The organism is Chromobacterium sp. S0633 (assembly GCF_024158805.1).
Classification (GTDB): Bacteria; Pseudomonadota; Gammaproteobacteria; order Burkholderiales; family Chromobacteriaceae; genus Chromobacterium.
The window spans coordinates 1-23,344 of record NZ_JAMZGH010000032.1; the positions used below are offsets into that span (position 1 = coordinate 1).

The window sequence follows — 23,344 nt, forward strand, 5'->3', positions numbered from 1 at the left end:
GCCCAGCAGCAGCACATTGCCGGCGGCGGCGGGCAAGCGCTGAGCGCAGGAACGCAGTTGCTCCATCACCGGCGCAGCGGCGGGCTCGGGGCGTTCTCCTGCGCCATGGGGACAGGCGGGAGGGGGCATTGCGGGAGGAAAGGTGGAAAAGGTCATCACGGTCTCCATGTCAGCTTTGGAAACCTGCCCAGGCGAGGCTGGGACAGGCACATGACAAGGTGGCAAGACCGGCTTACTAGACCAACGACCGGCAGTCCAGAGGACTCCCTGCCACGGCCCGTCCCGAATGGGTACGGCGTGGCAGCAGACGTAGCAGTGCCAAAGGCGGACACGGCTTGTCTGCGGTCTAGTAATTTATAGGCTTGCCAGCCCGACGCGGCGTGATTGAGCGCAGCGCGGGACCAAGCCTAAACAGGCTGGCAGAGGCCGTCAAGGCGCAGGGGAGGCACGGGCCTCAGGCGGCAACCGCCGCCGCCACCTGCCGGCTCAACTGATGCAGACGATTGGCCAAAGGGCAGCTCAGCGCCAGTTCCTGCCGGCCGTGTCCACGCAGCAGCAACGCCTGCCAGCTGCCGTCCGGGCCGGGCACCAGGCCGCCGCAGACGAAGCCGGCCTGTTGCAAGGCGTCCGCCGCGCGCGGGGCGTCCGGTCCCAGCGCCAGCCTGACGTAGACCAGCCGTCCGGCCGGCAGCGCCGCCACTTCCCTCAGCCGGCCGCCGCTGACGTCCTCCAGCCCCACTTCCAGCCGCCGGCCGTGGCTGGCGATGCTGAGTCCGCCGGCCGGCCCCTGCGCCGGCGGCGGCGCGCTGCCGAAGGCGCGGGTCAGCGGCGTCAGCCATTCCCGCCACGCCGCCGGCCAGTTCAGCGCCGGGATCGGCCGGCTTTGCAGCGGCAGGCAGCCCAGCACGATGCTTTCCGGCTGCGGCTGGCCAAACGGCGAGGCCACGTAGTCCAGCAGCAGGCCGGTGGTGTGGAAGCCCAGGGTCTTGGCCAGGCGCTGGCTCTGGCCGTGGGACGACACTTGCTTGATGGTGAGCATGCTCAGGCCCAGGGTGACGCCTTGGGCGCGCAGATGGCGGCCCAGCGCGGTGGCCAGGCCCTGGCCGCGGGCGTCCGGATGCACCACGTTGAGCGCCAGCTCGGCGCTGCCCGGACAATGCGGGTCGCGCCACAGCGCGGCGTGGCCCAGCACCCGGCCGCCGCTCACGGCGACGGCGGAATGCCAGCGACCGGCGGCGTTGTGGCGGCGGATCATAGACGGCAGATACACGTCGGGATAGACGTAGTGTTCGCCGTAGATGGCGCGGAACAAGGCGCTGACGCCGGCGGCGTCGTCCGCCTGGAAATCGCGGATGGCGATGCTCATGCCGCCACCTCGTCGTAAGCGCGCTGGTCCACCACGCGCATCAGCTTGCCGGAACGCGGATGGGTGAGCATCGCCTCCGGCGCGCAATATGCGACGTCCAGCCGCAGCAGGCCCTGGCGGCAGAGTTCGGCCAAGGCCGGTTGCGCGGCCAGCAGCCGTTCGCGCAGCGGCTCCGCCGCCGGGGCCGGCGCGTATTCGCTGGCCACTCGCAGGCTGAGGGTGTCGACGCCGTCGCGGCGGCCCACCAGCAACTGCCAGGCCAGCACGCCGTCCTGCCCCCGCAGCAGCGGGTCCAGCTCGTCCGGGAACAAGGACAGCGTGCAGACGCGCACGCGGTGGCCGCGGCTGGCGCGCCCTTGCAGCGCGAACTTGCGTTCCGGCCGCCCGGCCGGCTCGCGCCAGCAGGCCAGATCGCCGGTGGGGTAGCGGATCACCGGCATCAGCCGCCGTTGCAGATTGCTGACCACCAGCAGGCCTTTGCGGTCCGGCTCCGTGATCGGCAGGCCGCTGGCCTCGTCGATGATTTCGACGATGGTGTCGGCGTCGAACACGCGGTGTTCGCCCTGGGCGCAATCCGGCCCGGCGGCGCCGATCAGGCCGGCGTCCACGCTGGCGCAGCCGATGGAGCCGATGCGGGCATTGGGAAACGACCGGCCCAGCAGGGCCAGTTGTTCGGCGAACAGGCTTTCGCCGCCGTAAAGCAGGCAGTGCACGCCGGGCAGCGCGCGGCCGGCCTGTTGCAGCCAGCTGGCGAAGCGCACCAGTTGCACCGGCACGCCGGCCAGCACATTGATGTCCAGCGTGTCGATGGCGTCGGCCAGCGCCGCGTCCTCGACATTGCAGGTGAAGGGAAACTCCACCACCGGCGCCGGCGAGTGCGACAGCGCGCCGTGGATGAACAGCAGGCTGGTGTAGAGATCGCCGGCGAAGAACAGGTTGGCGACGCGGTCGCCGGGCAGCAGTTGCCGGCCCAGGCCTTGGCCGAAGGCGCGCACGAAGGCCTGCCATTCGTCCCGGCGGAACACCGACAATTTGCCCTCGCTGGTGGAGCCGCCGGTCTTGAACACATGGCCGTCCGCCAGCGGGCCGCTCAGCACCGGCCAGTTTTCCAGCGGCTGGCATTGGCGCCAGTAGTCCGCCGGCTCGATCAGCGGCAGATCGCTCAGCGTCCAGTCCTCTGGCAGTTCGCGGTACAGCGCGCTGAAAAACGGCGAGTGAGCGCGGGCGTGTTCCACCAGCCGGCGCAGCCCGGCCTCCGTGGCGGCCTTCATCGCGCCGGCTCCGTGTTGCGGCGCAGGTCCAACACCAGCGGGGTCTTGCCGCTTTGCGGATGGCGCTGGAACTGGCCGGCCGGGGTGGCGATGACGTCCAGTTGCAGCAGGCCGCCGCTGACCACCTCGTTCAGCATCGGGTGTTGCAGCAGGCGGGCGCGCACCTGCGCGGCGTCGCCGTCGGCCAGCACCCGGATGCGGTCGCCGCCGCTGGCGGCGTGGTCCACCAGCCATTGCAAAGCCAGGCCCAGCGGCGCGGACAGCGCTTCCGGGTTGACGAAGATGGTGCCGGCGCGCAGCAGCGCGCCGTGGCGGCCGGTGAGCTGGAAGCGCGGCGCCGGCAGGCCGCAGCCGCAGCGGCCGGGCAGCCAGCGGCCCAGATCGCCCAGGTCGTAGCGCCGCACGCTTTGGCCTTCTCGCGCCAGCGAGGTGAAGGCCAGGCGGCCGACGGCGCCGGGCGCGGCCGGGCGGTCGCTGTCCTGCTCCAGGATTTCCAGCCACTGGATATCGGCCAACAGATGGAACTCGCCGTCGCGGCCGTGGCCGCAGGCGTGGCCCAGCGGGCCGGCGTCCACCGATCCGTACATCGCGGAGCGGATCAGCTCCACGCCGAAGCCGGCCAGGAACTGGCGCTGGCCGTCGCTGATGTGTTCGCCGCCGCAGAACAGCTTGCGCACGCCGCCGTAGGCGCGCAGCGCGGTTTCCTCGCATTCGAACAGGCGCTGCAAGGTGCCCGGCATCCCCACCAGGGTGTTGACGCCTTGGGACACGATGAAGTGGGCGATCTGGCTGAAGTCGTCGTCCACCGGGCCGCCCATCGGGTATTGCGGCACGCCCAGCTTGTCCAGGATGGTGAAGAAGCTGAGCATGCCGCCGTAGAGGTTGCCGCCGTAGAGCAGATTCATCACCCGGTCATGCGCCGGGTCCAGGCCGGCGGCGAGCAGGCCGTCCGCCGCCGCCTGCATCTGGCGGTGGTAGTCGCGGTAGCTGAAGCCGGCCAGTTTGGGTTCGCCGCTGCTGCCGCCGCTGCGGAAGAACAGCTGGGCGGCCGGCCCCATTTCGGCTTGCTGGAAGGCCGTTTTGTCCATCACCGGCAGCGCGTCCAGGCCGGCCGGCGGCGGCGGCAAGGCGTCCAGCGTCGCATGGCCCGGCAGTTGGCCGTCGCGCAGGCTGACCGACACCCGCCGCGTCAGCCGGCTCAGCGCGTAAACGCCGTCGTGCGGCTCGCCGGGGTAGCCGTCGTGCATCGCTCCCGCCGGGCACAGCCGGCCGACGCCGGCGTCCAGCAGCAGGCGGCTGAGCGCCGGCAGCTGTTCCGGCGCGGCAATCAGGCCGCAGCTTTGCAAATGGGTGCGCCAGGGCAGCAGCAGTTCCACCAGCCGCGCGCGCGGCGCCGGCCGCAGTTGCAGGGTGCGGAACAGCGGCGAGGCCGCCAGTTCCTGGCGCTGCGCCCAGGCCACGCGCCAGCCCTCGCCCTGCTCCACCGCGCCGGCCACGCCGGCGAAAGACTGGTCCAGCCGCATCATGGCCAGCTGGCTGGAGATTTCCGCGGCTTCCTGCACGTCCGGCTGCAGGGCGGGCCAGGCCGGCGCGCGCCGCGCCAGCGCGGCGGCCATGGCCTGGGCCGCGCCGCGCAAGACGGCTTCGTCCTCGCTGTCCACCAGCAGGCATTGCGGGCTGGAGCAGGCTTGCTGGTCGAAACGGCAGACGTCGTCGGCCAGCGCGTCGTAATCGGCCTCCGTCGCCGCGGCCGGGTCCAGGTAGGCGAAGCTGATGCGGTGGCCCCAGGGTATCCAGCGGCAGCCGGCCGGCACTTGGCGGCGGATCGCTTCCAGCGCGGCGTCGCCGCCCCAGGCGGACACCGCGTCGGCGCGGGCCAGCAGGCCGGCCAGTTGGTCGGTGGCCAGCGGCAGCACCGCCACGTGGGCGGCCAGATCGCCGGCGGCGTCGTGGCTCAGGAAATCGGCCAGCAGCCGCGCGCTGCGGCCTTGGTCGCTGCCGCTGGGGCGCAGCCAGTTGACGTTGCCGGCCAGCAGGCTTTCCAACACCGCCATGAAGGGCAGCAGCGGCGCGTTGGCCGGGGTGATGTGGGCCACCAGGCCCAGCGGCCGCCAGCTTTCGAAGCGCGGCTGACGGTAGTCGAAGCGGCGCAGCGAGAAGGCCTGTTCGCCCAGTTCTCGGCTTACCTTGGCTTCCAGCGCCTCGCGCCGGCAAAAACCTTGCAGCGCGTCGACGGAGGCGGCGTCCAGGCCCAGAGCCTCCGCCCGTGCCGGCAGCGCGGCGGCGAAGCGCTCAGCGCAATCCAGCACCGCGTCCAAGACCGGCGGCCGGGCCAGCGCGGCCGGCAGGCTGGCTTGCAATTGCGCCAGCGCGGCGGCGGCGTCCGCGGCGGCGTTCAGTGTTCCGTTCAATAGATACATATCAGGATTCCTTGATCAATTCGGAGGCGGCCACCGCGCAGCTGCGGCTCTTGCTGGTGCCGGCGCGGCCCAGCAGTTCGAACCAGTCGGTGGCCAGGCCGCAGCCGCAGCTCTCGGCCGGATGCAGCACGGCCAGATCGCCCATCACGATGCTGTGGGCCGGGCTGGAGGTGATGTAGGGCGACAGCAGGTTGAGGAAGCCGGCCGCGCCGTAAGGCTGCGGCCGCAGGCTGGCGGTGTCGCGGATTACCGCGCGGGCGTAGCTGGGCAGGTGGAAGCGGTGGCGTTCGCATTCCACGTAAGGCACCGGGTGCTCCACCGCGCCGTAGCCGTCGCGGCAGCGCGCGTCCGGAATGCCCAGTTGCTCGCCCAGCCGCCGGTACAGCTCGGCCTTGGGAATGGCGCGGTCGGCGTGGGTTTTCCAGCCGCCGCCCAGGAACACCAGTGATTCCGGGTGCAGTTGCAGCGGCGGCAGGCCCAGTTCCCGCATGCGCTCCAGCGCGAACCACAGGAAGGCGGGGAAGCCCAGCATGCGCACCGGCAGGCCTTGTTCGGCGAAGTCCTGCAAGGCGCGGATTACGCCGAAGGGATCGAACTCATTGCCGTGGCCGTTGTGGCGCAAGGCGTAACAGGCCTGGTTCACCGGCGCGTACTTGCACAGGAATTGGTCGGTGTAGGCGGTGCCCAGGGTGATGGCGCCGGCCGGCTCGTAGCTGAGCAGCAGGTAGTTGCACGGCTGTTGCGGCGTGTCCCAGCCGTAATGCCGGAAGATGCGGTCCACCATGCTTTGCGCCGCGCCCAGGCTGCGCGCGTCGTAACGCATGCGGCTTTTCTGGCCGGTGGTGCCGGAGGAGGTCAGCTCCAGCGCGTCCTGGCCGGCGGCGCTCACCACCAATTGGCGTTTGAAGTAGTTGGCGAACAGCGGCGGCAGCCGCGACCAATCGTCCAGACCGTCCAGACCGTCCAGCGCGGCGGCGTCCAGGCCGTTGGCCTGCAGCCAATGGCGGTAGCCGGGCGTGTGTTCGCAGTGGTAATGGCTCAGCTCGCGCATGGCGGCGTCGAACAGACGGTCGCCGTCGGCATCGGCGCGATAAGGGTGTTCCAGCGCGCACAGCGCGTCGACATGGTTCAGCATGGTGGAGCTCCGGGAATGAGGAAGGGGATTCAAGCCGCTTGCAGCGCGTAAGCGCGCTGCTTGAGCAAGCGCCACAGCGGCCAGGCCGCCAGGCCGGCGCCCAGCGCGGCCCAGCCGGCGAAGGCTTGCAGGCCGGTGCCTGCGCCCAGCCAGGCCAGCGCGCTGCAACCCAGGCCGAGCAAGGCGGTGGAGATCATGCCCAGCATCGCCGCCACCGCGCCCTTGCCGCTGTCGCTGGCGTAGAGGGTGAAGCGGTACAGGGTGGCGTGGCCCAGGCCCAGGCCGAAGGCGTACAGCGTCAGGCCCGCCGCCAGCGCCGGCAGCGCGCCGCTGGACCAGGTCAACGCCAACATCGCCGCCAGGCCGCCGAACAAGGGCAGCAGCGCCAGCCGCAGCACCCGCTCCAGCTCCAGGCGCGCCGCCAGCCGGTTCAAGGTCAGATTGCCGGCGATCAGGCCGCCGAACACCGGCAGCTGCCACAGGCCGTATTCAACGCCGGACAGGCCCAGGCCGCGCATCAGCAGCAAGGGCGACAGGCCGATCCAGCCCACCAGCGGGATGGACAGCAGGCCCAGCGCCACGCTGCCCTGCATGAAGGGGGCGTTGCGCAGCAGCGCCGCGTACTGGCGCGCGCTGCGGCCCAGGCGCAGCGGGCTCGCCGCCAGCCGGCTGCCGTCGCGACGCTCCGCGCCCAGGGTTTCCGGCATCCAGCGCCACAGGCCGACGGCCACCAGCGCCGCCAGCGCGCCGATCAGCGCGAACAGGCCGCGCCAGGGCAGCAGGCCCAGCAACAAGCTGCCCAGCAGCGGGCCGACCAGCGGCGACAGCAGCGCGATATTGGCCAGCAAGGCCATCAGGCGCACCGCGTCTTTTTCCGGAAACGCTTCTTGCAGCGCCGGATAGCTGACCACCATCACGAAGCCCAGCGACAGGCCCTGGATGAAGCGCAGCAGATTGAACAGCTCGATGTCGCGGCTGCCGACGGCGGCGAGACAAGCCAGGGCGAAGCCGACGGCGCCGGCCACCAGCAGCGGTTTGCGGCCGTAACGGTCGGACAATGGGCCAATCAGCCATTGCAGGGCCACCCCGCCCAGCAGATAGGCGTTGAGCGCGGTGGGCACGTGGCGGGCGTCGGCGTTCAAGTCCGCGACGACTTGCAACATGGCCGGCATCACCATATCGCTGCCGATATACGTCAGCAGTTCAAAAGCGGCCAGCAATAGGCAAAAGCCTAACGCCCGGCCCCGGGAAATAGGCAGCAGGGATTGAATTGAGTTTTGACTCATAAAATATCTAGGTAATTTAATGGCGGCCCTATAAAAAACACGGACCATTTAAAACCGACAATAAAAAACGACGCGGAAAAGTGAACTGCGCGGCATTTGTTTCGGTGATCAAGTAGCGCCGAAGAATGACATCGGCGTACTTAGAAGGGGCGAGATTATAGACAGGCTTGCGAATTGAATTGACTGCCCTATTGGACAGTTATCCTAGAGTAAATATATTAATATCCAAGTTTGGCGACGGATATTTATACAAATAAACCATAACATAAAATAATATGCAAATGGCAAGTCAATTAATATTTGGAGGAACGATTCCAATCAAAACCACCAATAGATTGAATGATGATTTTCCAAATCAGAATCTAAACCGCGTCGCCTCATGCCGGCGGCCAGCCCGCAAAGAGCTCGTTTTCATTGCTTTGCAACAAGCATGACAATGGATTCCCATGGTTAAAATGTCATCTTCACTGACATCCCCCATGCCTTCAGGAGCCCATCCCCATGAGATCCGTCCTGCCCTTTGCCGCCTTCCTGTCCATGTTCTGCGCCGCGCTTGCGCTGGCCGGCGCGCCGCCGGCGCTGGTGGTCACCGGCCAGATCAAGGTGTCCAATCAGACCCGCGCCGGCGAATACCACTTCAGCAAGGCCGATCTGGAGCGCCTGCAGCAGCGCACCATCCAGACCAAGACCACCTGGACGCCGAAGTCGGCCTTTACCGGCCCCACGCTCTCCGCCATTCTGCGCGCCGTGGGCGCGACCGGGCGGCCCGTGGAAGTGGTCACAGAAGACCAGTACAAGGTGGTGATTCCGCCCGGCGACCAAAGCCGCTATCAGCCCATCCTGGCGCTGCGCATCAATGGCCGGCCGCTGGAGGAGATGGGCTTCAGCCAGTGGATGATGTATCCGCTCAACGACTTCCGCGAACTGCAAACCGCCGACATCGACGCCAAGCTGGCCTGGCGGGTGAAAGCGCTGGTGGTGCGTTGAGCGCGGCGTAGCGCTTAGACCCGCTAACAAAACCCCTGATGCTGCGTTGCGCCGACTTGCCGTACTCAAGTACTGTCTGCGTCGGCGCGCCTTGCCTCAGCCGTAAAACTGAGTTTTGTTAGCGGCTCTTAAGCCGCTAGCCAAGCGCTGATGCCGCGTTGCGCCGATTGGCCTCAGCCGCGAGAGCGGTTTTTATGAGCCGCTTTTAGCCGAATTCTCGACTAAAAATGTCAATGCGCTGAATAAATCCAGTTAGTCCCAAGTAAATATTTACCTGAATAAAATAAGAACTTTGGAATAAGAAGCGGACTCCAGTGGGTAGGCTCCCGCCCTTCATGCCGGCGGGAGCCAGGGCGCAACCCGCAACTGGACAGGCCGTGCCCTGCGCCCGCAGCAGTCCGGCATGGCCTGATGGAATAAGAGAAATATGCACGCATTTAAGCTCAGTTCCTGTCTATGGCTTGGCGCCGCGATGGCCGCCAGCCTGCCCTCTCTGTCCGCCTTCGCCGATGCGCCGCGCCAGCTAACGCTGGAACAGCGCGGCGATCCGGGAGAATGGCTGCTGGCGCACCGCCGCGGCTTCCTCACCCATCCCACTCAGTCCACCGGCTATTGGGCCCGCAAGGGCGAAGCGCTGAGCGTCAATATCGCCTATCAGGGCACGCCGCCCAATCTGCCCCCGGAGCTGTGGCTGGTGCCTATCGCCAACGCCAACAGCGCCATGCCGTCCAATCAGGTGGTCCAGCTGCGCCCCGGCCTCAATCAGATCACCGCGCAGAACGACGGCGTGATCTATTTCGCGCCGCGCAGCCAGCCCGGCAGCGGCAAGATCGTGGCCACGCTGCAAAGCGGCGGCCGCGAAATACCGCGTTTCGTGCTGGGTCAGCACAGCAGCGCGGACTGGAACGCCATGCTGAACCGCCTGCCGGCCGAGCCCTACGCGGAGCTGGTGGGCAAGCGCATGATCGTGACCATGCCGCTGCCCATCCTGCGTCAGCAAGTGGACGATCCAGCCGCCGCCATGACGCTGTGGGATCGCATCGTCACCCTGGCCGAGGAACAATACGGCCTGGCCGCCGGCAATCCTTACCCGCACGCGGCGACGCCGTTCCAATACCAGTTCGTCACCAAGCCGGACAGCAGCGGCGGCTATATGTCGGCCAGCAATTACTGGCTGGGCACCAATGTCGGCGGCGCCGGCTCGGTGGCCAACTCCAAATTGCTGCAGCAGGACGGCTGGGGCCCCTGGCATGAGCTGGGTCATCACTACCAGATGCCGGCGATGACTTGGAACGACCAGACCGAGGTGACGGTGAACCTGACCTCGCTCTATGTGCAGCGCGCCTTGGGCCAGCGTTCGCGGCTGGAAACTGGCGGCAAATGGGACCTGGTGCGCCAGCACCTGAACCAGGCGCAGCCGTCTTACGAGGCGCAAACGGACTTGTTCGTGCGCGCGGCGATGTTCTGGCAGCTGGACCTGGCTTTCGGCAAGGATTTCTACAGCCGGCTGGGACAGCGCTACCGCAGCATGCCCTTCGCCGAGCTGCCCGCCAGCGACGAGGACAAGCGCCAGCGCTTCATCATCGAAACCAGCCGCGTCGCCGGCCAGAATCTGACCCCGTTCTTCGACAAATGGGGCTTGAAGGCCAACTTGAGCACCCGGCAAACCGTGAACAGCCTGCCCGTCCTGTCGCAGCCGATCTGGCTGAACCGCGACGAAAACCTGCTCTATCGCTATCCGCTGGAACAGCAGGGCCTGGCCGGACGCGTGTCGCTGCCGGCCGCTGTCAACGCCGGCGGCACGTTCAACGTGGAGGCGCGGGTCGGCAACGCCGGCGGCAAGACCCTGCGTTACCAGTGGCAGGTGCCGACCGGTTTCGGCGGATCCCCCGGCAATGGCGCGACGGCGACGCTGACCGCGCCCGCTCAGGCGCTGCAAGGCGCGTACGCGCCGATACGCGTCACCGTCAGCGACGGCGTCACCCAGATGACGCTGGGCAGCGCCATCCAACTGCGCCGCCCCGGCGCGCAAGGCTACGACGCGATGATTCTGGCCGCCTACAACAAGGGTGCGCTGCAAAAATGGAGCGAGAGCCGCGCGGGCACGCCGGGCGACGTCTACGTCTACGACAACCCCTACCGCAACACCCGCGACTACTTCCAGCTGAAAACCGCCAGCTACGGCTATTTCCCGACCGAAGGCGGCAGCAACGCCGGCTGGCAGTTCCTGGACAGCTATAACGGCGCCCCGCTGTCCGCCACCCAGTCCTACGATCTGGCGATATTGACCGCGCAGCGCAAGAGCCGCCTGAACAGCTGGAGCGACAGCCGAACCGGCACGGTGGGGGACGTCTACGTCTACGACAACCCCTATCGCTCCACGCGCGACTACTTCGTGCTGAAGAACGCGAACTACGGCTACTTTCCCACCACCGGCGTCAGCAACAGCAATTGGACCTTCGTCGGCTCCTATGACGGCAGCCAGTACCTGACCCCGTAAACCCGGGTTCCGCAACCGGCGCCGGCCTCCTTCGTCGAGGCCGGCCCGGTCGCCCGGGTGACGGCATTGGTCGCTCCCGTGCGCTACTATTCGGCGCCGCCCGCCTAGATTGGTCCTTGCGCTCCGGCTCCCTCCGAGTCCGCGGCGTCGACATGGCCACGGCCATGCCTTCCAACCCAGCGGCCCGGCGCTGCCCGTCGGCAACGGAACCGCTTGCGGGAGAAGCCGACATGAAACTCTCCACCCCCTGGCTGGCGCTGCTGTGCGGCGCGCTGGCCGCCCAGGCCTGGGCCGCGGAGCCGGAAAGCTGTCGCAAGATACGCTTCGCCGACATCGGCTGGACCGATATCGCGGCCACCACCGGCCTGGCCTCCGCCGTGCTGCAAGGCTTGGGCTACCAGCCCAGCACCCAGCTCGCCTCGGAGCCCATCGCCTTCACCGGGCTCAAGAACCAGCAGATCGACGTGTATCTGGGCTACTGGGTGCCGTCGCAAACGCCGGCCATCACGCCCTTTCTACAGGCCAAGGCGCTGCAAGTGCTGCCCGAGCCCAATCTGAGCGGCGCCAAATACACGCTGGCGGTGCCCAGCCAGCTTGCGGAGCAGGGCCTGCGCACCTTCGCCGACATCGCGCGCTTTCGCAAACAGCTGGACGGCAAGATCTACGGCATAGAATCCGGCAGCCAGGGCAACGCCATCATCAAGCGGATGATCGCCAACAACGATTTCGGCCTGAAAGGCTTCACCCTGGTGGAGTCCAGCGAAAGCGGCATGCTGGCCGCGGTATCCCGCGCCATCCGGCAACAACGCATGGTGGTGTTCCTCGCCTGGGAGCCGCATCCGATGAACTACCTGATGCGGCTAAGCTATCTGGCCGGCGGCGACCAGGTCTTCGGCGCCGAATACGGCGGCTCCAAGGTCTATACCGTGGTGGCCAACGGCTTCATGCAGCGCTGTCCCAACGCCGGGAAGCTGATCAGTCAGCTGCGCTTCAGCCTGGACATGGAAAACCAGGTGATGAACGCCATCCTCAAGCGGGTCCCGCCCGCGCGCGCCGCGCGCCAATGGCTGCAAGCCAACCCTCAGCCGCTGGAACGCTGGCTGGACGGCGTCTCCTCCTTTGACGGCAAAGCCGGCCTGCCCGCGGTCCAGGCCCATCTGCGCCAAGGCGAAGGGAACGGGCCATGAACCGGGACATCGTGCTGAGCTGCGCCGTCACCGGCGCCGGCGACACCGTGGGCAAGCACCCGGCGATACCGGTCACGCCCAAGCAGATCGCCGCCGCCGCGGTGGAGGCGGCCCGCGCCGGCGCCACCGTGGTGCACTGCCATGTGCGCGACCCGCTCACCGGCAAGGGCAGCCGCGAGCCGGCACTGTATCGGGAGCTGGTGGACCGCATCCGCGCGTCCGGCGTGGACATGATTCTGAATCTGACCGCCGGAATGGGCGGCGACGTGGAGATCGGCCCCGGCGAGCGGCCGCTGCCGCTGGGGCCGGGCACGGATCTGGTCGGCGGCCTGGAGCGCCTGCTGCATGTGGAGGAACTGCGCCCGGAAATCTGCACCCTGGACTGCGGCACGCTCAACTTCGGCGACGGCGACTTCCTCTACGTGGCCACGCCCGGGCAGCTGCGCGACGGCGCGCGACGCATTCAGCAACTGGGCGTCAAGCCGGAGCTGGAAGTGTTCGACACCGGCCACCTGCGCTTCGCCAAACAATTATTGAGCGAGGGGCTGCTGGACGCGCCGCCGCTGTTCCAGCTCTGCCTGGGCATCCCCTGGGGCGCGCCGGCCGACACCACCACGATGAAGGCCATGGTGGACAGCCTGCCGCCGGGCGCGCAGTGGGCGGCCTTCGGCATCGGCCGGCTGCAAATGCCCATGGTGGCGCAAGCGGCCTTGCTGGGCGGCCATGTCCGGGTGGGGCTGGAAGACAATCTGTATCTGGCCAAAGGGGTGTACGCCAGCAACGGCGCGCTGGTGGAACAGGCGCGGCGATTGCTGGACCTGATGGGCGCGCGGGTGCTGACGCCGGCGGAAGGCCGGATCCGCCTGGGCCTGCCGCCGCGCGGCGTAAAAGGAGATTGAGATGCACCGTACCGACATCGCCACCCTGGGCCTGCTGGGCGCCGGCGTCATCGGCGGCGGCTGGGCCTGCCGCGCGCTGGCGGCCGGCCGCGACGTGCTGGCCTGGGACCCCGCGCCGCAGGCCGAAGCGCGTCTGCGCGCCCAAGTGGAGCGCGCCTGGCCGGCGCTGGAACGCCGCGGCCTGGCCGCCGGCGCCGCGCCCGAGCGGCTGCGCTTCGTCTCCCGGCTGGAAGACTGCGCCGCCGCCGCCGACTTCATCCAGGAAAGCGCGCCGGAAACGCTGGCGCTGAAACGGGAGCTGCATCGCCGCGCCGACGCGGCCGCGCCGGAGACGGTCATCATCGCCTCCTCCACCTCCGGCCTGCTGCCTTCCGAGTTTTACCAGGATGTCCGCCGTCCGGCGCGCTGCGTGGTGGGCCATCCCTTCAATCCGGTCTATCTGCTGCCGCTGGTCGAGGTGCTGGGCGGACGCGACACCGCGCCGCAGGCGCTGGACGCCGCCGAGCGCGTCTATACGGCGCTGGGCATGCGGCCGCTGCGCGTGCGTCACGAGGTGCCCGGCTTCATCGCCGACCGGCTGCTGGAGGCCCTGTGGCGGGAAGCGCTGCACCTGGTCAACGACGGCGTGGCCACCACCGGCGAAATCGACGACGCCATCCGCTTCGGCGCCGGCCTGCGCTGGGCCTTCATGGGCACCTTCCAGACTTACGCCCTGGCCGGCGGCGAAGCCGGCATGCGCCACTTTCTGAGCCAGTTCGGCCCGGCGCTGCAACTGCCCTGGACCCGGCTGCCGGCCCCGGACTTGAGCGAGGCGCTGATAGACCGGGTGGTGGACGGTTGCGCGCGCCAGCTGGGTCAACGCTCCATCGCCGATCTGGAACGCTATCGCGACGACTGCCTGATTGGAATCATGGAAGCGGTGGCGGCCGCCAAGCGCAAGCATGGGCTGGCCGCGCATGAATAAGCGCCTCGTTCTGCTCCGCGCGCAAACGCGGCCGGAATGGCTGGACTACAACGGTCATGTCCGCGACGCCTATTACCTGCTGGTGTTCAGCCACGCGGTGGACGCGCTGATGGAGCGCATCGGCATGGACGCCGCGGCGCGCGAGCGCGGCGGCCACACCCTGTACACGGCGGAGCTGCATCTGCGCTATCTGCACGAAATCCGCCAACAAGCCGAGCTGAGGGTGGAGGGGCGGCTGCTGGAGCACGACGCCAAGCGGCTGCGGCTCTATCTGAGCCTGCATCGCGACGAGGAGGCCGACGCCGCGGCCGGCTGCGAGCTGATGCTGCTCAATGTGGACCCCGGGCTGGGCCGGAGCGCGCCGTTCTCCGCGCCGGTGCGGCACAGCCTGGACGCGCTGGCGCGGCGGCAAGCCGGCCTGCCCTGGCCCGAGGATTGCGGCCGCCGCATCGAGATGCGCTGAGAAGCGGCTCACGCCTCGCCCCGCTCCGTCCCCGGCGCGCAGCCGAAGCGGCGGCGATAGGCGCGCGCGAAGTAGCTGGCGGACTCGAAGCCGCACGCCGCGCTGACCTGGGTGACGTTGAGCCCGCTCTGGCGCAGCAAGCGCCGGCCGTGTTCCAGGCGCAGGCCCAGGTAAAAGACATTGGGCGCCGCGCCCAACTGGGCGCGGAACAAGCGTTGCAGCTGACGCGCCGTCACCCCCGCCCCGGCCGCCAAGGCCGCGCTGTCCAGCGGCGCGTCCATATGTTTTTCCATCAGGGCCAGGGCCTGGATCAGCTTGCGGCTGTGCACGCCGTAACGCGCGCCCAGTTCCAGCCTTTGATGATCGCTCTGGGCGCGGATGCGCCCCAGCACGAATTGCTCCGAAACCTGCACCGCCAGATCATGGCCATGGCTGCGCGCCATCAGGGCCAGCATCATGTCGATGGAGGCGGTGCCGCCGGCGGAACTGATGCGCCGCGGCCCCAGTTCGTAAAGCTCCTGCGTGGCGTTGAGCAAGGGATAGCGCTCGCGGAACGCCGGCAGCGCCTCCCAGTGCAGGGTCAGCCGCTGCTGCCGGAACAGTCCGGCCTCGGCCAGGACGAAACAGCCGGTGTCGATGCCGCCCAACACCCGGCCGGCGGCGTCCTGAGCGCGCAGCCAGGCCAGCAGGCCGGCGCCGCCGTGGCGCAGCGGATGAAAGCCGGCCACCACCAGCACCGCGTCGGCCGCCTCCGACTCGCCCCAGCCGCCATGCGCCGCCAAGGACATGCCGTTGCTGGCGACCACCGGCCGGCCATCGGCGCTCAACAGCCGCCAGCGATAGGCGCCGCCGTGAAAGCGGTTGGCCACGCGCAAGGGCTCGGTGGCCGCCAGCAAACCCAGCATGGAAAACTCGGGCAGCAGCACAAAGCTGAAATCCCGCATGCTCAGCCCTTGTCCGCGGCAATGATGAAACCCATGGCGCGCCTTCGTTAAACATGTTTACAATCAACAGCCTACCGTTCATCCACTGAAAACGGCAAGCCGACGCGCGGCGATCCACGCCGGTCCGCGCCGCGCCAGCCAATGGGACAGGTTGCCGATGCGGACATTTCCAATACCATATTGTTTCCATGGTTTTTTTCGGAACGGTGAATTTTTCCGCCCGCGCCGCGCCAGGCCGTCCGATAATGACCCACTGGCCGCAGTCGGCAGCGCGGGGCCGCCGACGCCCGTTCGCACCTGTTCATCATTGTGAAACTCAAGTCTCTTTTGGCTCTGGTCTGCCTGCTGGCAGGCATGCAGTGCGCGGCGGCGGAGCCGACACTGGTCTTCGCCTACAATCTGTTCCCGCCCTGGAAGACCATGGACGCCCATGGCGTGCCGCAAGGCCCTTACACCGAGCTGATGCGGGAGGTGGCCAGGCGCGCCAAGCTGCGGCTGGTCTTCCTGCCCTGCCCGCTAGCGCGCTGCCTGCAATACCTGCGCCAGGGCAAGGCCGATGTGGTGATCGGCGTGAAGAACACCGCCTCCCGCCGCGAATTCATCGACTTCATCGAACCCGCCTTCGCCAGCGGCAGCCGGCTGGCCCTGTACCAGCGCGCCGACGACCCGCGGCCGCTGCGCAGCTATCGCCAGCTCTATCCCTTTTTGATCGGCGTGGTGGAAGGCGTCCGCTATCAGGACGAGTTCGACGGCGATCTGCGCCTGCGGCGCGAGCCGGCCCCGTCGCTGGACTCCAACTTCCGCAAGCTCAAGGCCGGCCGCATCGACGCCTTGATCGCCGACGAGCGCCAAACCGCCGAGCTGGCCGCCGAAGCCGAATTCCGCCAACACGTGAGACGCGCGCCGCTGCTGCTGTATTCGCCGGAGCCGCGCCGCATCGGCCTGTCTCCGCGCTCCCCGTACAAGCGCCGCATCTCGCTGGCGATGCGCTCCATGCTGCAGGACGGCACCGTGGCGCGGCTGCTGGCGGAAGCCCAGCGGCCGGCCTCCTAGCCGGCCCCGCCGTCGCGCGCGCGCAACAGCCGGCGCCCGCCGCCGCGGCCGCGCGCGCCGGCTGGCAACTGGCGCTTGTCGCAGCTTTACAAGCCGCGCCATCAACGCTAGTGTCCTGCATAAGCCTTGCCGGCAGCATATGCGCGTCGACCGGCCGCACCCGCCTCCGCGCCTTGTTCCGCCTGCCCGCCAACGGCCGCTTCGCCGTCTTTCTTCCGCATTCCCGCTCCAACAGCCGCTGACTGGCCTCTGTCTGATTCACGTCACATCGCTGCTGTAGGGTTTTGCTAGCATCCGGCCCTTTCACCGTCGAAATTGTCCGACGGTATACGGTCGGCAATATAAGTGTTGCGCGGAAAAATCCCGCATGCCTTTAATTGAATTCAAACGCTCGTTCGATTTTGCGCCGCACGGGCGTTCGCTATCTGGAAACTTTGTTATCTAATCGCAGGAAAGGAAGACCATGCATATCGCTATCCCAGCCGAGAGGCAGGCCGGTGAACACCGCGTGGCCGCTACGCCGGACACGGTGAAGAAGCTCGTCGCCGGCGGCCACGCCGTCACGGTGGAAAGCGGCGCCGGCCTCGCGGCCGCGCAGCCGGACGCGGCCTATCAGGAAGCCGGAGCCGTCATCGCGGCGGACCGCGCCGCGGCGCTGGCCCAGGCCGACATCGTGCTGACGGTGCGCCCGCTGGACGAGGACGGCATCGCCGCGCTGAAGGACGGCGCGGCGCTGATTGGCCAGCTCAACCCCTATCACAACCACAACCTGCCGGCGCTGGCCGCCAAACGCGTCTCCGCCTTCGCGCTGGAATTGCTGCCTCGCAGCACCCGCGCGCAGAGCATGGACGTGCTCTCCAGCCAGAACAATATCGCCGGCTACCGCGCGGTGCTGCTGGCCACCCAGCACTACCCGCGCTTCATGCCCATGCTGATGACCGCGGCCGGCACGGTGAAGCCGGCGCGGCTGCTGATCCTGGGCGTGGGCGTGGCCGGCCTGCAGGCCATCGCCACCGGCAAGCGCCTGGGCGCGGTGGTGGAGGCCTTTGACGTGCGTCCGGCCACCAAGGAACAGGTGGAATCGCTGGGCGCCAAGTTCATCGAAGTGCCGATGAGCGAGGAAGAAAAAATGGCCAATAGCGGCGTTTACGCCAAGGAAATGTCCGAGAGCTACCGCCAGCGCCAGGGCGAACTGGTGGCCAAGCACGCCAAGGCGGCGGACATCGTGATCACCACCGCGCTGATCCCCGGCAAGCCGGCGCCCAAGCTGCTGTCGGCCGAGGTGGTGGCGGAGATGAAGCCCGGTTCGGTGATCGTGGACCTGGCGGCGGAAACCGGCGGCAACTGCGCGTTGACCCGCCCCGGCGAGACCGTGCGCCTGGACAACGGCGTCACCGTCGTCGGCCAGACCAATCTGCCCGGCCTGCTGGCGGCGGACGCCTCCAGCCTGTACGCCAAGAACCTGCTGACCTTCCTCGGCCTGCTGCTGACGCCGGAAGGCCTGAACCTCAATCTGGAAGACGAGATCCTGTCCGCCACGCTGGTGACCCACGCCGGCCAGGTCCGCTTCCCCGCCGCCGATTAAGGAGAACAAGATGGTCGATCCTTTCATCACCAGCCTCACCGTCTTCGTGCTGGCCGTCTTCGTCGGCTACCACGTGGTCTGGAACGTCACCCCGGCGCTGCACACCCCGCTGATGGCGGTGACCAACGCCATTTCCGGCATCATCATCGTCGGCGCCATGCTGCAGGTGGTGGACATCAACGGTTCCGAAATCACCCTCACCTCGGTGTTGGGCACCATCGGCATCTTCCTCGCCAGCATCAATATCTTCGGTGGCTTCCTGGTCACCCAGAGGATGCTGGACATGTTCAAGAAAAAGAAGAAATAAGGGACCACGATGGAAAACCTGTCCGCAATTCTTTATCTCGTAGCCGCGGTGCTGTTCATCCTGGCGCTCAAGGGCCTGTCCAGCCCCGCCTCCGCCTTGCGCGGCAACCTCTACGGCATGATAGGCATGCTCATCGCCGTGGCCACCACGCTGCTGATCATGGACAAGCCGGTGTTGGCGCTGATCGCCTCCGCCATCGTCGCCGGCGGCGCCATCGGCGCGTGGAAGGCCAAGACCGTGCAGATGACCGGCATGCCGGAACTGGTGGCGGCGATGCACTCGCTGGTGGGCCTGTCCGCGGTGCTGATCGCGGTGGCGGCCATCTTCCACAGCGGCGTGGAGCACACCCAGGTGCAAAAGGTGGAGCTGTTCATCGGCGCCTTCATCGGCGCGATCACCTTCACCGCCTCGGTGATCGCCTACGGCAAGCTGTCCGGCCGCTTCGGCTCCAAGGCCGTGAACTTCAAAGGCCAACACCTGCTTAATCTGCTGCTGGCCGTCGCCATGGTCGGCTTCGGCGTGGTCTATTTCCTCAGCGACAGCCAGGCCGCCTTCCTGACCATGCTCGCCATCGCGCTGGCCTTGGGCGTGACGCTGATCATTCCGATCGGCGGCGCCGACATGCCGGTGGTGGTGTCCATGCTCAACTCCTACTCCGGCTGGGCGGCCGCCGGCATCGGCTTCACGCTGAACAATCCGGTGCTGATCATCGCCGGCGCTTGCGTCGGCGCCTCCGGCGCGATTCTGTCCTACATCATGTGCAAGGCGATGAACCGCTCCATCGTCGCGGTGCTGCTGGGCGGCTTCGGCGCCGAGGCGGGCACGGGCGGCGGCGCCGGCGACGGCGGGCCCAAGAACCACAAATCCGGCTCCGCCGAGGACGCGGCCTTCCTGATGGCCAACGCCGACAGCGTGATCATCGTGCCCGGCTACGGCCTGGCGGTGTCCCGCGCCCAGCACGCCTTGCAGGAGTTCGCTGAAATCCTGCATCAGAAAGGCGTCAACGTGCGCTACGCCATCCACCCGGTGGCGGGCCGGATGCCGGGCCATATGAATGTGCTGCTGGCCGAAGCCGAGGTGCCCTACGAACAGGTGCAGGAGATGGAGGAGATCAACTCCGACTTCTCCAACACCGACGTGGTGCTGGTGATAGGCGCCAACGACGTGGTCAACCCGGCCGCGCAGAAGGACAAGACCAGCCCGATCTACGGCATGCCCATCCTGGACGCGCACAAATCGCGCAGCGTGATCGTGGTCAAGCGCTCGATGAACGCCGGCTACGCCGGTCTGGACAATGAGCTGTTCTATATGGACAAGACCATGATGGTGTTCGGCGACGCCAAGAAGGTGGTGGAGGAGTTGCTCAGGGGAGTGGAGCAGCTGTAAGAACCTGTTCAATGTCTGCTGCGCTTCAGCGATACGGCGTTGAAAACGAGCTCAAAATGCTCATGTACCACTTGTACATTCCGCTTTTTCGCTCGTTTTCGCCTTGTCTCGCTCTTGCTCACGAGACTTTGAACAGGCTCTAAGGCGCCGCCCCATGCCTCCGGCATTTCAAAACCGCCCAATGTTTTAAGCTTGGGCGGTTTTTTGTTTCCATCTATTTCTATCCCCGCTTTTCCGCCCCGCCGCGCTTCACAAGCGGCGCTTGCCCGGTGTATTGTAAACAAATATTAGTTTTTGTTTATACATGGAGTATGGCAATGCAAAATACTGGCTTCTCCGCCCGGCGCCTGGCGGCGCTGTGGCTGGGCGCGCTGGCCTTGCCGCTGCCGGCGCTGGCCATGCCCAATCTGCAGGGAACCGAATGGCGGATGGTGGAACCCGCGCCGGTGGGCCAAACGGCGCCCACCCTGGCTTTCCACCCGGGCAAGATGACCGGCTTCGCCGGCTGCAACCGCTTCGTCCGCACCCTGGACGCCCAGGGCAAGCCGCAGGTGGCCACCACCCGCATGGCCTGCCGGCCGCCGCTGATGGAGATGGAGCAGCACTTCGTCGCCTTCCTCTCCAGCCCCTTCCGCGTCTTGCCGGACGGCCGCGCGCAGAAACTGGTGCTGAAATCGGAGCGCGCCGAATACCGCTTCGTGCGCCTGACCCCGGACGCCGATCCGGCGGCGCAGCCGGCCAAGCTGCAATACCTGTACGTGGCACCGGAACGCCAGGCCTGCCGCAACGGCGAAGCCGCGCGCGACTGCCTGCAGGTGCGCGAACGCGCGGAACAGAGCTGGCGGCCGCTGCAAGGCGAAATCGCCGGCTTCCACCCCAAGCCCGGCGTCAGCTATTACATCAAGCTGAAACCGGCGGAGCAGGCCGACGCCGGCTCGCGCTGGACGCTGGACCGCATCGTTTACAGCGAGGAAGTCAGCAAGCTGCGCTGAACTCTTGAGAACGACGGGCGCTCCAACCGCAGCCCGTCCCCGCCTTTAACCACGGAACATCGATAATGAAAAAATCGCTTTTGCTCGCCGCACTGACCGCAGCCGCCCTGAGCGCCTGCGCCACCCCGCAAACCGGAGCCAAAATGGACGCCCAAGCGGATATCAAACTGGAGGCGCTGGCCGGCCAATGGAAGCAGGACGCCGCCGAACACCCGATCACTCTCAGCTTCAAGGACGGCGGCGTGTCCGCCCGCGCCGGCTGCAACGGCATGTTCGGCCCGGTGTCGCTGGAAGGCGGCAAGCTGGTCAGCAAGCAGTTGGCCAGCACCTTGATGATGTGTCCGCCGGAGGCGATGGAGCGCGACCGCGCGCTGGCCGCCTTCCTGGGCGCCAAGCCCGCGGTCAAGCTGGCCGGCGACAAGCTGACCCTGCAGGCCGGCGACAAGACGCTGAGCTTTGACCGCCAGCCCTCGCTGGAAGGCGGCGTCACCCGCTTCGTCTACGTCGCCGCCGAGCGCAAGCCCTGCACCGGCGTGGCGCCGATGCAATGCCTGCAGATCCGCGAAAGCAAGGATCAGCCGTGGCAGCTGCACTACGGCGAGATCGAGGGCTTCAAGCCGGAGCCGGGCATCGCCTACCGTCTGCGCCTGAAGGAATTCAAGGTGGCGAACCCGCCGGCCGACGCTTCGTCCCTCCGCTGGGTGCTGGACATGGTGGTGGAGCAGGAAGTCGTTAAGAAATAACAGCCCATTCACGAGCTCGCGAGCAAGACCGGGCGTTGCGGCGGAGAAAGCGGAGCGCACACAGGGCGCATGAGCATTTCGAGGCTGTTTTCAACGCCGTATCGCCGCCGCGCGGCAGACCGTGCACAGCGATGGCGTGATCCAAACAAAACGCGAGGCCGAGGCCTCGCGTTTTCATTGGTCCGCCGTCCGGCTCAGCACTTGCAGTCGTCGGCGTTGACCTGGCGGTACAGCTCGATCAAACGGCGGGTGGAGCTGTCGTGCTCGGCGTGCTTGAGCTTGCCGGTCAGTTCCGCGTGTATGGTCTTGGCCAATTGCTTGCCCAGTTCCACGCCCCACTGGTCGAAGCTGTTGATGTGCCAGATCACGCCCTGAACGAAGATCTTGTGCTCGTACAGCGCGATCAGCGAACCCAGATTGCGCGGGTTCAAGCGGCTCATCAGCAAGGTGTTGGTGGGGCGGTTGCCGCCGAACACCTTGTGCGGCACCAGCGCTTCCAGCGCCTCGCCCTTGAGGCCCTGCTCCGCCAGCTCCGCGCGCACCTCGTCCGCGGTCTTGCCGCGCATGAAGGCCTCGGCCTGGGCGAAGACGTTGGCCAGCAGGATTTCATGGTGGCCGGGCAGGCTGGAACAGTTCTGCACCGAGGCGATCAGGTCGATCGGCGAGATATGGGTGCCCTGGTGCAAAAGCTGGAAGAAGGCGTGCTGGCCGTTGATGCCGGTCTCGCCCCAGATGATGGGCGCGGTTTCGAAATTCACCGGCTGGCCGTCCAGCATCACCTGCTTGCCGTTGGACTCCATGTCCAGCTGCTGGATGAAGGCCGGCAGACGGTGCAGGTATTGATCGTAGGGCGCGATCACATGGCTGCCGCCGCCGTAGTAGTTGATGTACCAGACGCCGATCATGGCCAGCAGCACCGGCATGTTCTGCTCGAACGGCGCGTTTCTGAAATGCTGGTCCATGATGTGGGCGCCGTTGAGGAGTTCGGTGAAGTTCTCCTCGCCCAGGTAGAGCATGATGGGCAGGCCGATGGCCGACCACAGGCTGTAGCGGCCGCCCACCCAGTCCCAGAATTCGAACATGTTCGACGGGTCGATGCCGAAGTCCGCCACCGCCTTCTGGTTGGTGGACACCGCGACGAAGTGCTTGGCCACCGCGCTTTCATCGCGCGAGCGCTGCAAGAACCAGTCGCGCGCGGTCAGCGCGTTGGTCAGCGTCTCCTGGGTGGTGAAGGTCTTGGACTCCACCACAAACAGCGTGGTCTCGGAATGGACCTTTTTCAGCGTTTCCTTGAGCTGGGCGCCGTCCACATTGGAGACGAAGTGCATGTTCAGCCGCGGGTGGCCGAAGGGCTTGAGCGCGCTACAGACCATCAGCGGACCCAGGTCCGAGCCGCCGATGCCGATGTTGACGATGTCGGTGATGGGCTGATTGGTATAGCCCAGCCATTCGCCGGAGCGCACCGCGTGGGCGAACTTGCCCATGCGCTCCAGCACCGAGTTGACCTTGGGCATCACGTCTTCGCCGTCCACGTGGATGGGCGAATTGGTGCGGTTGCGCAAGGCCACGTGCAGCACCGCGCGGTTTTCGGTGCTGTTGAGCTTCTCGCCCTTGAACATGGCCTTGATCTTGGCCGGCAGCCCGGCTTCGCGCGCCAGCTGCATCAAGCCTTTCAGGGTGTCGTCGGTAATGCGGTTTTTGGAGTAATCGAGGAACAGGCCGCCCACCTCCAGCGCATAGCGCTCCGCCCGCTCCGGATCGGAGACGAACAAATCGCGCATGTGCTGGTGCTTGGCCTCGGCAAAATGGTCCCATAGTGCCTGCCAGGCCGGTAGTTCGGTCAGTTCGCTCATGAT

General features: G+C 67.1%; 19 protein-coding genes. 12 read left to right on the plus strand and 7 right to left on the minus strand.

Going from position 1 to position 23,344, the window contains the following annotated elements; all coding sequences use genetic code 11:
• Positions 1-454: 454 nt before the first annotated feature.
• From NK214_RS18060 to NK214_RS18080, 5 genes are read right to left on the minus strand one after another with little or no spacing between them, the layout of a single operon-like run.
• Positions 455-1,366 carry a GNAT family N-acetyltransferase gene (locus tag NK214_RS18060; protein ID WP_253315148.1) on the minus strand — a complete coding sequence of 304 codons (912 nt, stop codon included), beginning with the start codon at positions 1,364-1,366 and terminating at the stop codon, positions 455-457.
• Positions 1,363-2,637 (minus strand): phenylacetate--CoA ligase family protein, encoded by a 1,275-nt coding sequence (locus tag NK214_RS18065; RefSeq protein WP_253315149.1) that lies wholly within the window; start codon positions 2,635-2,637, stop codon positions 1,363-1,365. The genes NK214_RS18060 and NK214_RS18065 overlap by 4 nt, the downstream gene beginning before the upstream one ends.
• Entirely contained in the window at positions 2,634-5,057 is a 2,424-nt protein-coding gene (locus NK214_RS18070; RefSeq protein WP_253315150.1) for an acyl-CoA reductase, read from the minus strand. The genes NK214_RS18065 and NK214_RS18070 overlap by 4 nt, the downstream gene beginning before the upstream one ends.
• A gap of 1 nt (position 5,058) precedes the next feature.
• Positions 5,059-6,192, minus strand: a complete 1,134-nt coding sequence (locus NK214_RS18075; RefSeq protein ID WP_107801494.1) for an acyl-protein synthase — start codon at positions 6,190-6,192, stop codon at positions 5,059-5,061.
• Positions 6,193-6,221: 29 nt separating this feature from the next.
• Entirely contained in the window at positions 6,222-7,412 is a 1,191-nt protein-coding gene (locus NK214_RS18080) for an MFS transporter (protein WP_253315151.1), read from the minus strand.
• Between the two features lie 567 nt (positions 7,413-7,979).
• On the opposite strand from NK214_RS18080, the gene NK214_RS18085 reads away from it, so the two are divergent.
• From NK214_RS18085 to NK214_RS18110, 6 genes are all read left to right on the plus strand, one after another.
• On the plus strand, positions 7,980-8,465 hold the full coding sequence (locus NK214_RS18085) for an oxidoreductase (RefSeq protein WP_107801495.1): 486 nt from the start codon (positions 7,980-7,982) through the stop codon (positions 8,463-8,465).
• A gap of 427 nt (positions 8,466-8,892) precedes the next feature.
• A complete protein-coding gene (locus NK214_RS18090) occupies positions 8,893-10,965 on the plus strand; it encodes a M60 family metallopeptidase (protein WP_253315152.1) in 2,073 nt (690 codons plus the stop codon).
• 230 nt (positions 10,966-11,195) lie between these two features.
• Positions 11,196-12,152, plus strand: coding sequence for a choline ABC transporter substrate-binding protein (gene choX, locus NK214_RS18095; RefSeq protein ID WP_253315153.1), 957 nt, complete (start codon positions 11,196-11,198; stop codon positions 12,150-12,152).
• Positions 12,149-13,051 (plus strand): 3-keto-5-aminohexanoate cleavage protein, encoded by a 903-nt coding sequence (locus NK214_RS18100; RefSeq protein WP_107801498.1) that lies wholly within the window; start codon positions 12,149-12,151, stop codon positions 13,049-13,051. The genes choX and NK214_RS18100 overlap by 4 nt, the downstream gene beginning before the upstream one ends.
• 1 nt (position 13,052) lies before the next feature.
• Positions 13,053-14,015 carry an L-carnitine dehydrogenase gene (locus tag NK214_RS18105; protein ID WP_107801499.1) on the plus strand — a complete coding sequence of 321 codons (963 nt, stop codon included), beginning with the start codon at positions 13,053-13,055 and terminating at the stop codon, positions 14,013-14,015.
• Positions 14,008-14,478 carry a thioesterase family protein gene (locus NK214_RS18110; RefSeq protein ID WP_253315154.1) on the plus strand — a complete coding sequence of 157 codons (471 nt, stop codon included), beginning with the start codon at positions 14,008-14,010 and terminating at the stop codon, positions 14,476-14,478. Before NK214_RS18105 ends, NK214_RS18110 begins: the two co-directional genes overlap by 8 nt.
• Positions 14,479-14,486: 8 nt before the next feature.
• Here NK214_RS18110 and NK214_RS18115 read toward each other — a convergent pair whose 3' ends face one another.
• Positions 14,487-15,422 carry a GlxA family transcriptional regulator gene (locus tag NK214_RS18115; protein WP_253315155.1) on the minus strand — a complete coding sequence of 312 codons (936 nt, stop codon included), beginning with the start codon at positions 15,420-15,422 and terminating at the stop codon, positions 14,487-14,489.
• A 327-nt stretch (positions 15,423-15,749) separates the two neighbouring features.
• Here NK214_RS18115 and NK214_RS18120 point away from each other — a divergent pair, with 327 nt between their 5' ends.
• From NK214_RS18120 to NK214_RS18145, 6 genes are all read left to right on the plus strand, one after another.
• Complete coding sequence (locus NK214_RS18120; RefSeq protein ID WP_227106043.1) at positions 15,750-16,475, plus strand: ABC transporter substrate-binding protein; 726 nt, start codon at positions 15,750-15,752, stop codon at positions 16,473-16,475.
• Between the two features lie 463 nt (positions 16,476-16,938).
• Complete coding sequence (locus tag NK214_RS18125; protein ID WP_253315156.1) at positions 16,939-18,060, plus strand: Re/Si-specific NAD(P)(+) transhydrogenase subunit alpha; 1,122 nt, start codon at positions 16,939-16,941, stop codon at positions 18,058-18,060.
• A gap of 10 nt (positions 18,061-18,070) precedes the next feature.
• A complete protein-coding gene (locus NK214_RS18130) occupies positions 18,071-18,367 on the plus strand; it encodes a proton-translocating transhydrogenase family protein (RefSeq protein WP_019101645.1) in 297 nt (98 codons plus the stop codon).
• A 9-nt stretch (positions 18,368-18,376) separates the two neighbouring features.
• Entirely contained in the window at positions 18,377-19,753 is a 1,377-nt protein-coding gene (locus NK214_RS18135) for an NAD(P)(+) transhydrogenase (Re/Si-specific) subunit beta (protein ID WP_107801504.1), read from the plus strand.
• Positions 19,754-20,070: 317 nt separating this feature from the next.
• Positions 20,071-20,745, plus strand: coding sequence for an META and DUF4377 domain-containing protein (locus tag NK214_RS18140; protein ID WP_227106042.1), 675 nt, complete (start codon positions 20,071-20,073; stop codon positions 20,743-20,745).
• A gap of 65 nt (positions 20,746-20,810) precedes the next feature.
• On the plus strand, positions 20,811-21,488 hold the full coding sequence (locus NK214_RS18145) for an META and DUF4377 domain-containing protein (protein WP_227106041.1): 678 nt from the start codon (positions 20,811-20,813) through the stop codon (positions 21,486-21,488).
• A gap of 194 nt (positions 21,489-21,682) precedes the next feature.
• On the opposite strand, the gene pgi is transcribed toward NK214_RS18145, so the two are convergent.
• On the minus strand, positions 21,683-23,341 hold the full coding sequence (pgi, locus tag NK214_RS18150; protein ID WP_107801507.1) for a glucose-6-phosphate isomerase: 1,659 nt from the start codon (positions 23,339-23,341) through the stop codon (positions 21,683-21,685).
• Between the last annotated feature and the right edge of the window lie 3 nt (positions 23,342-23,344).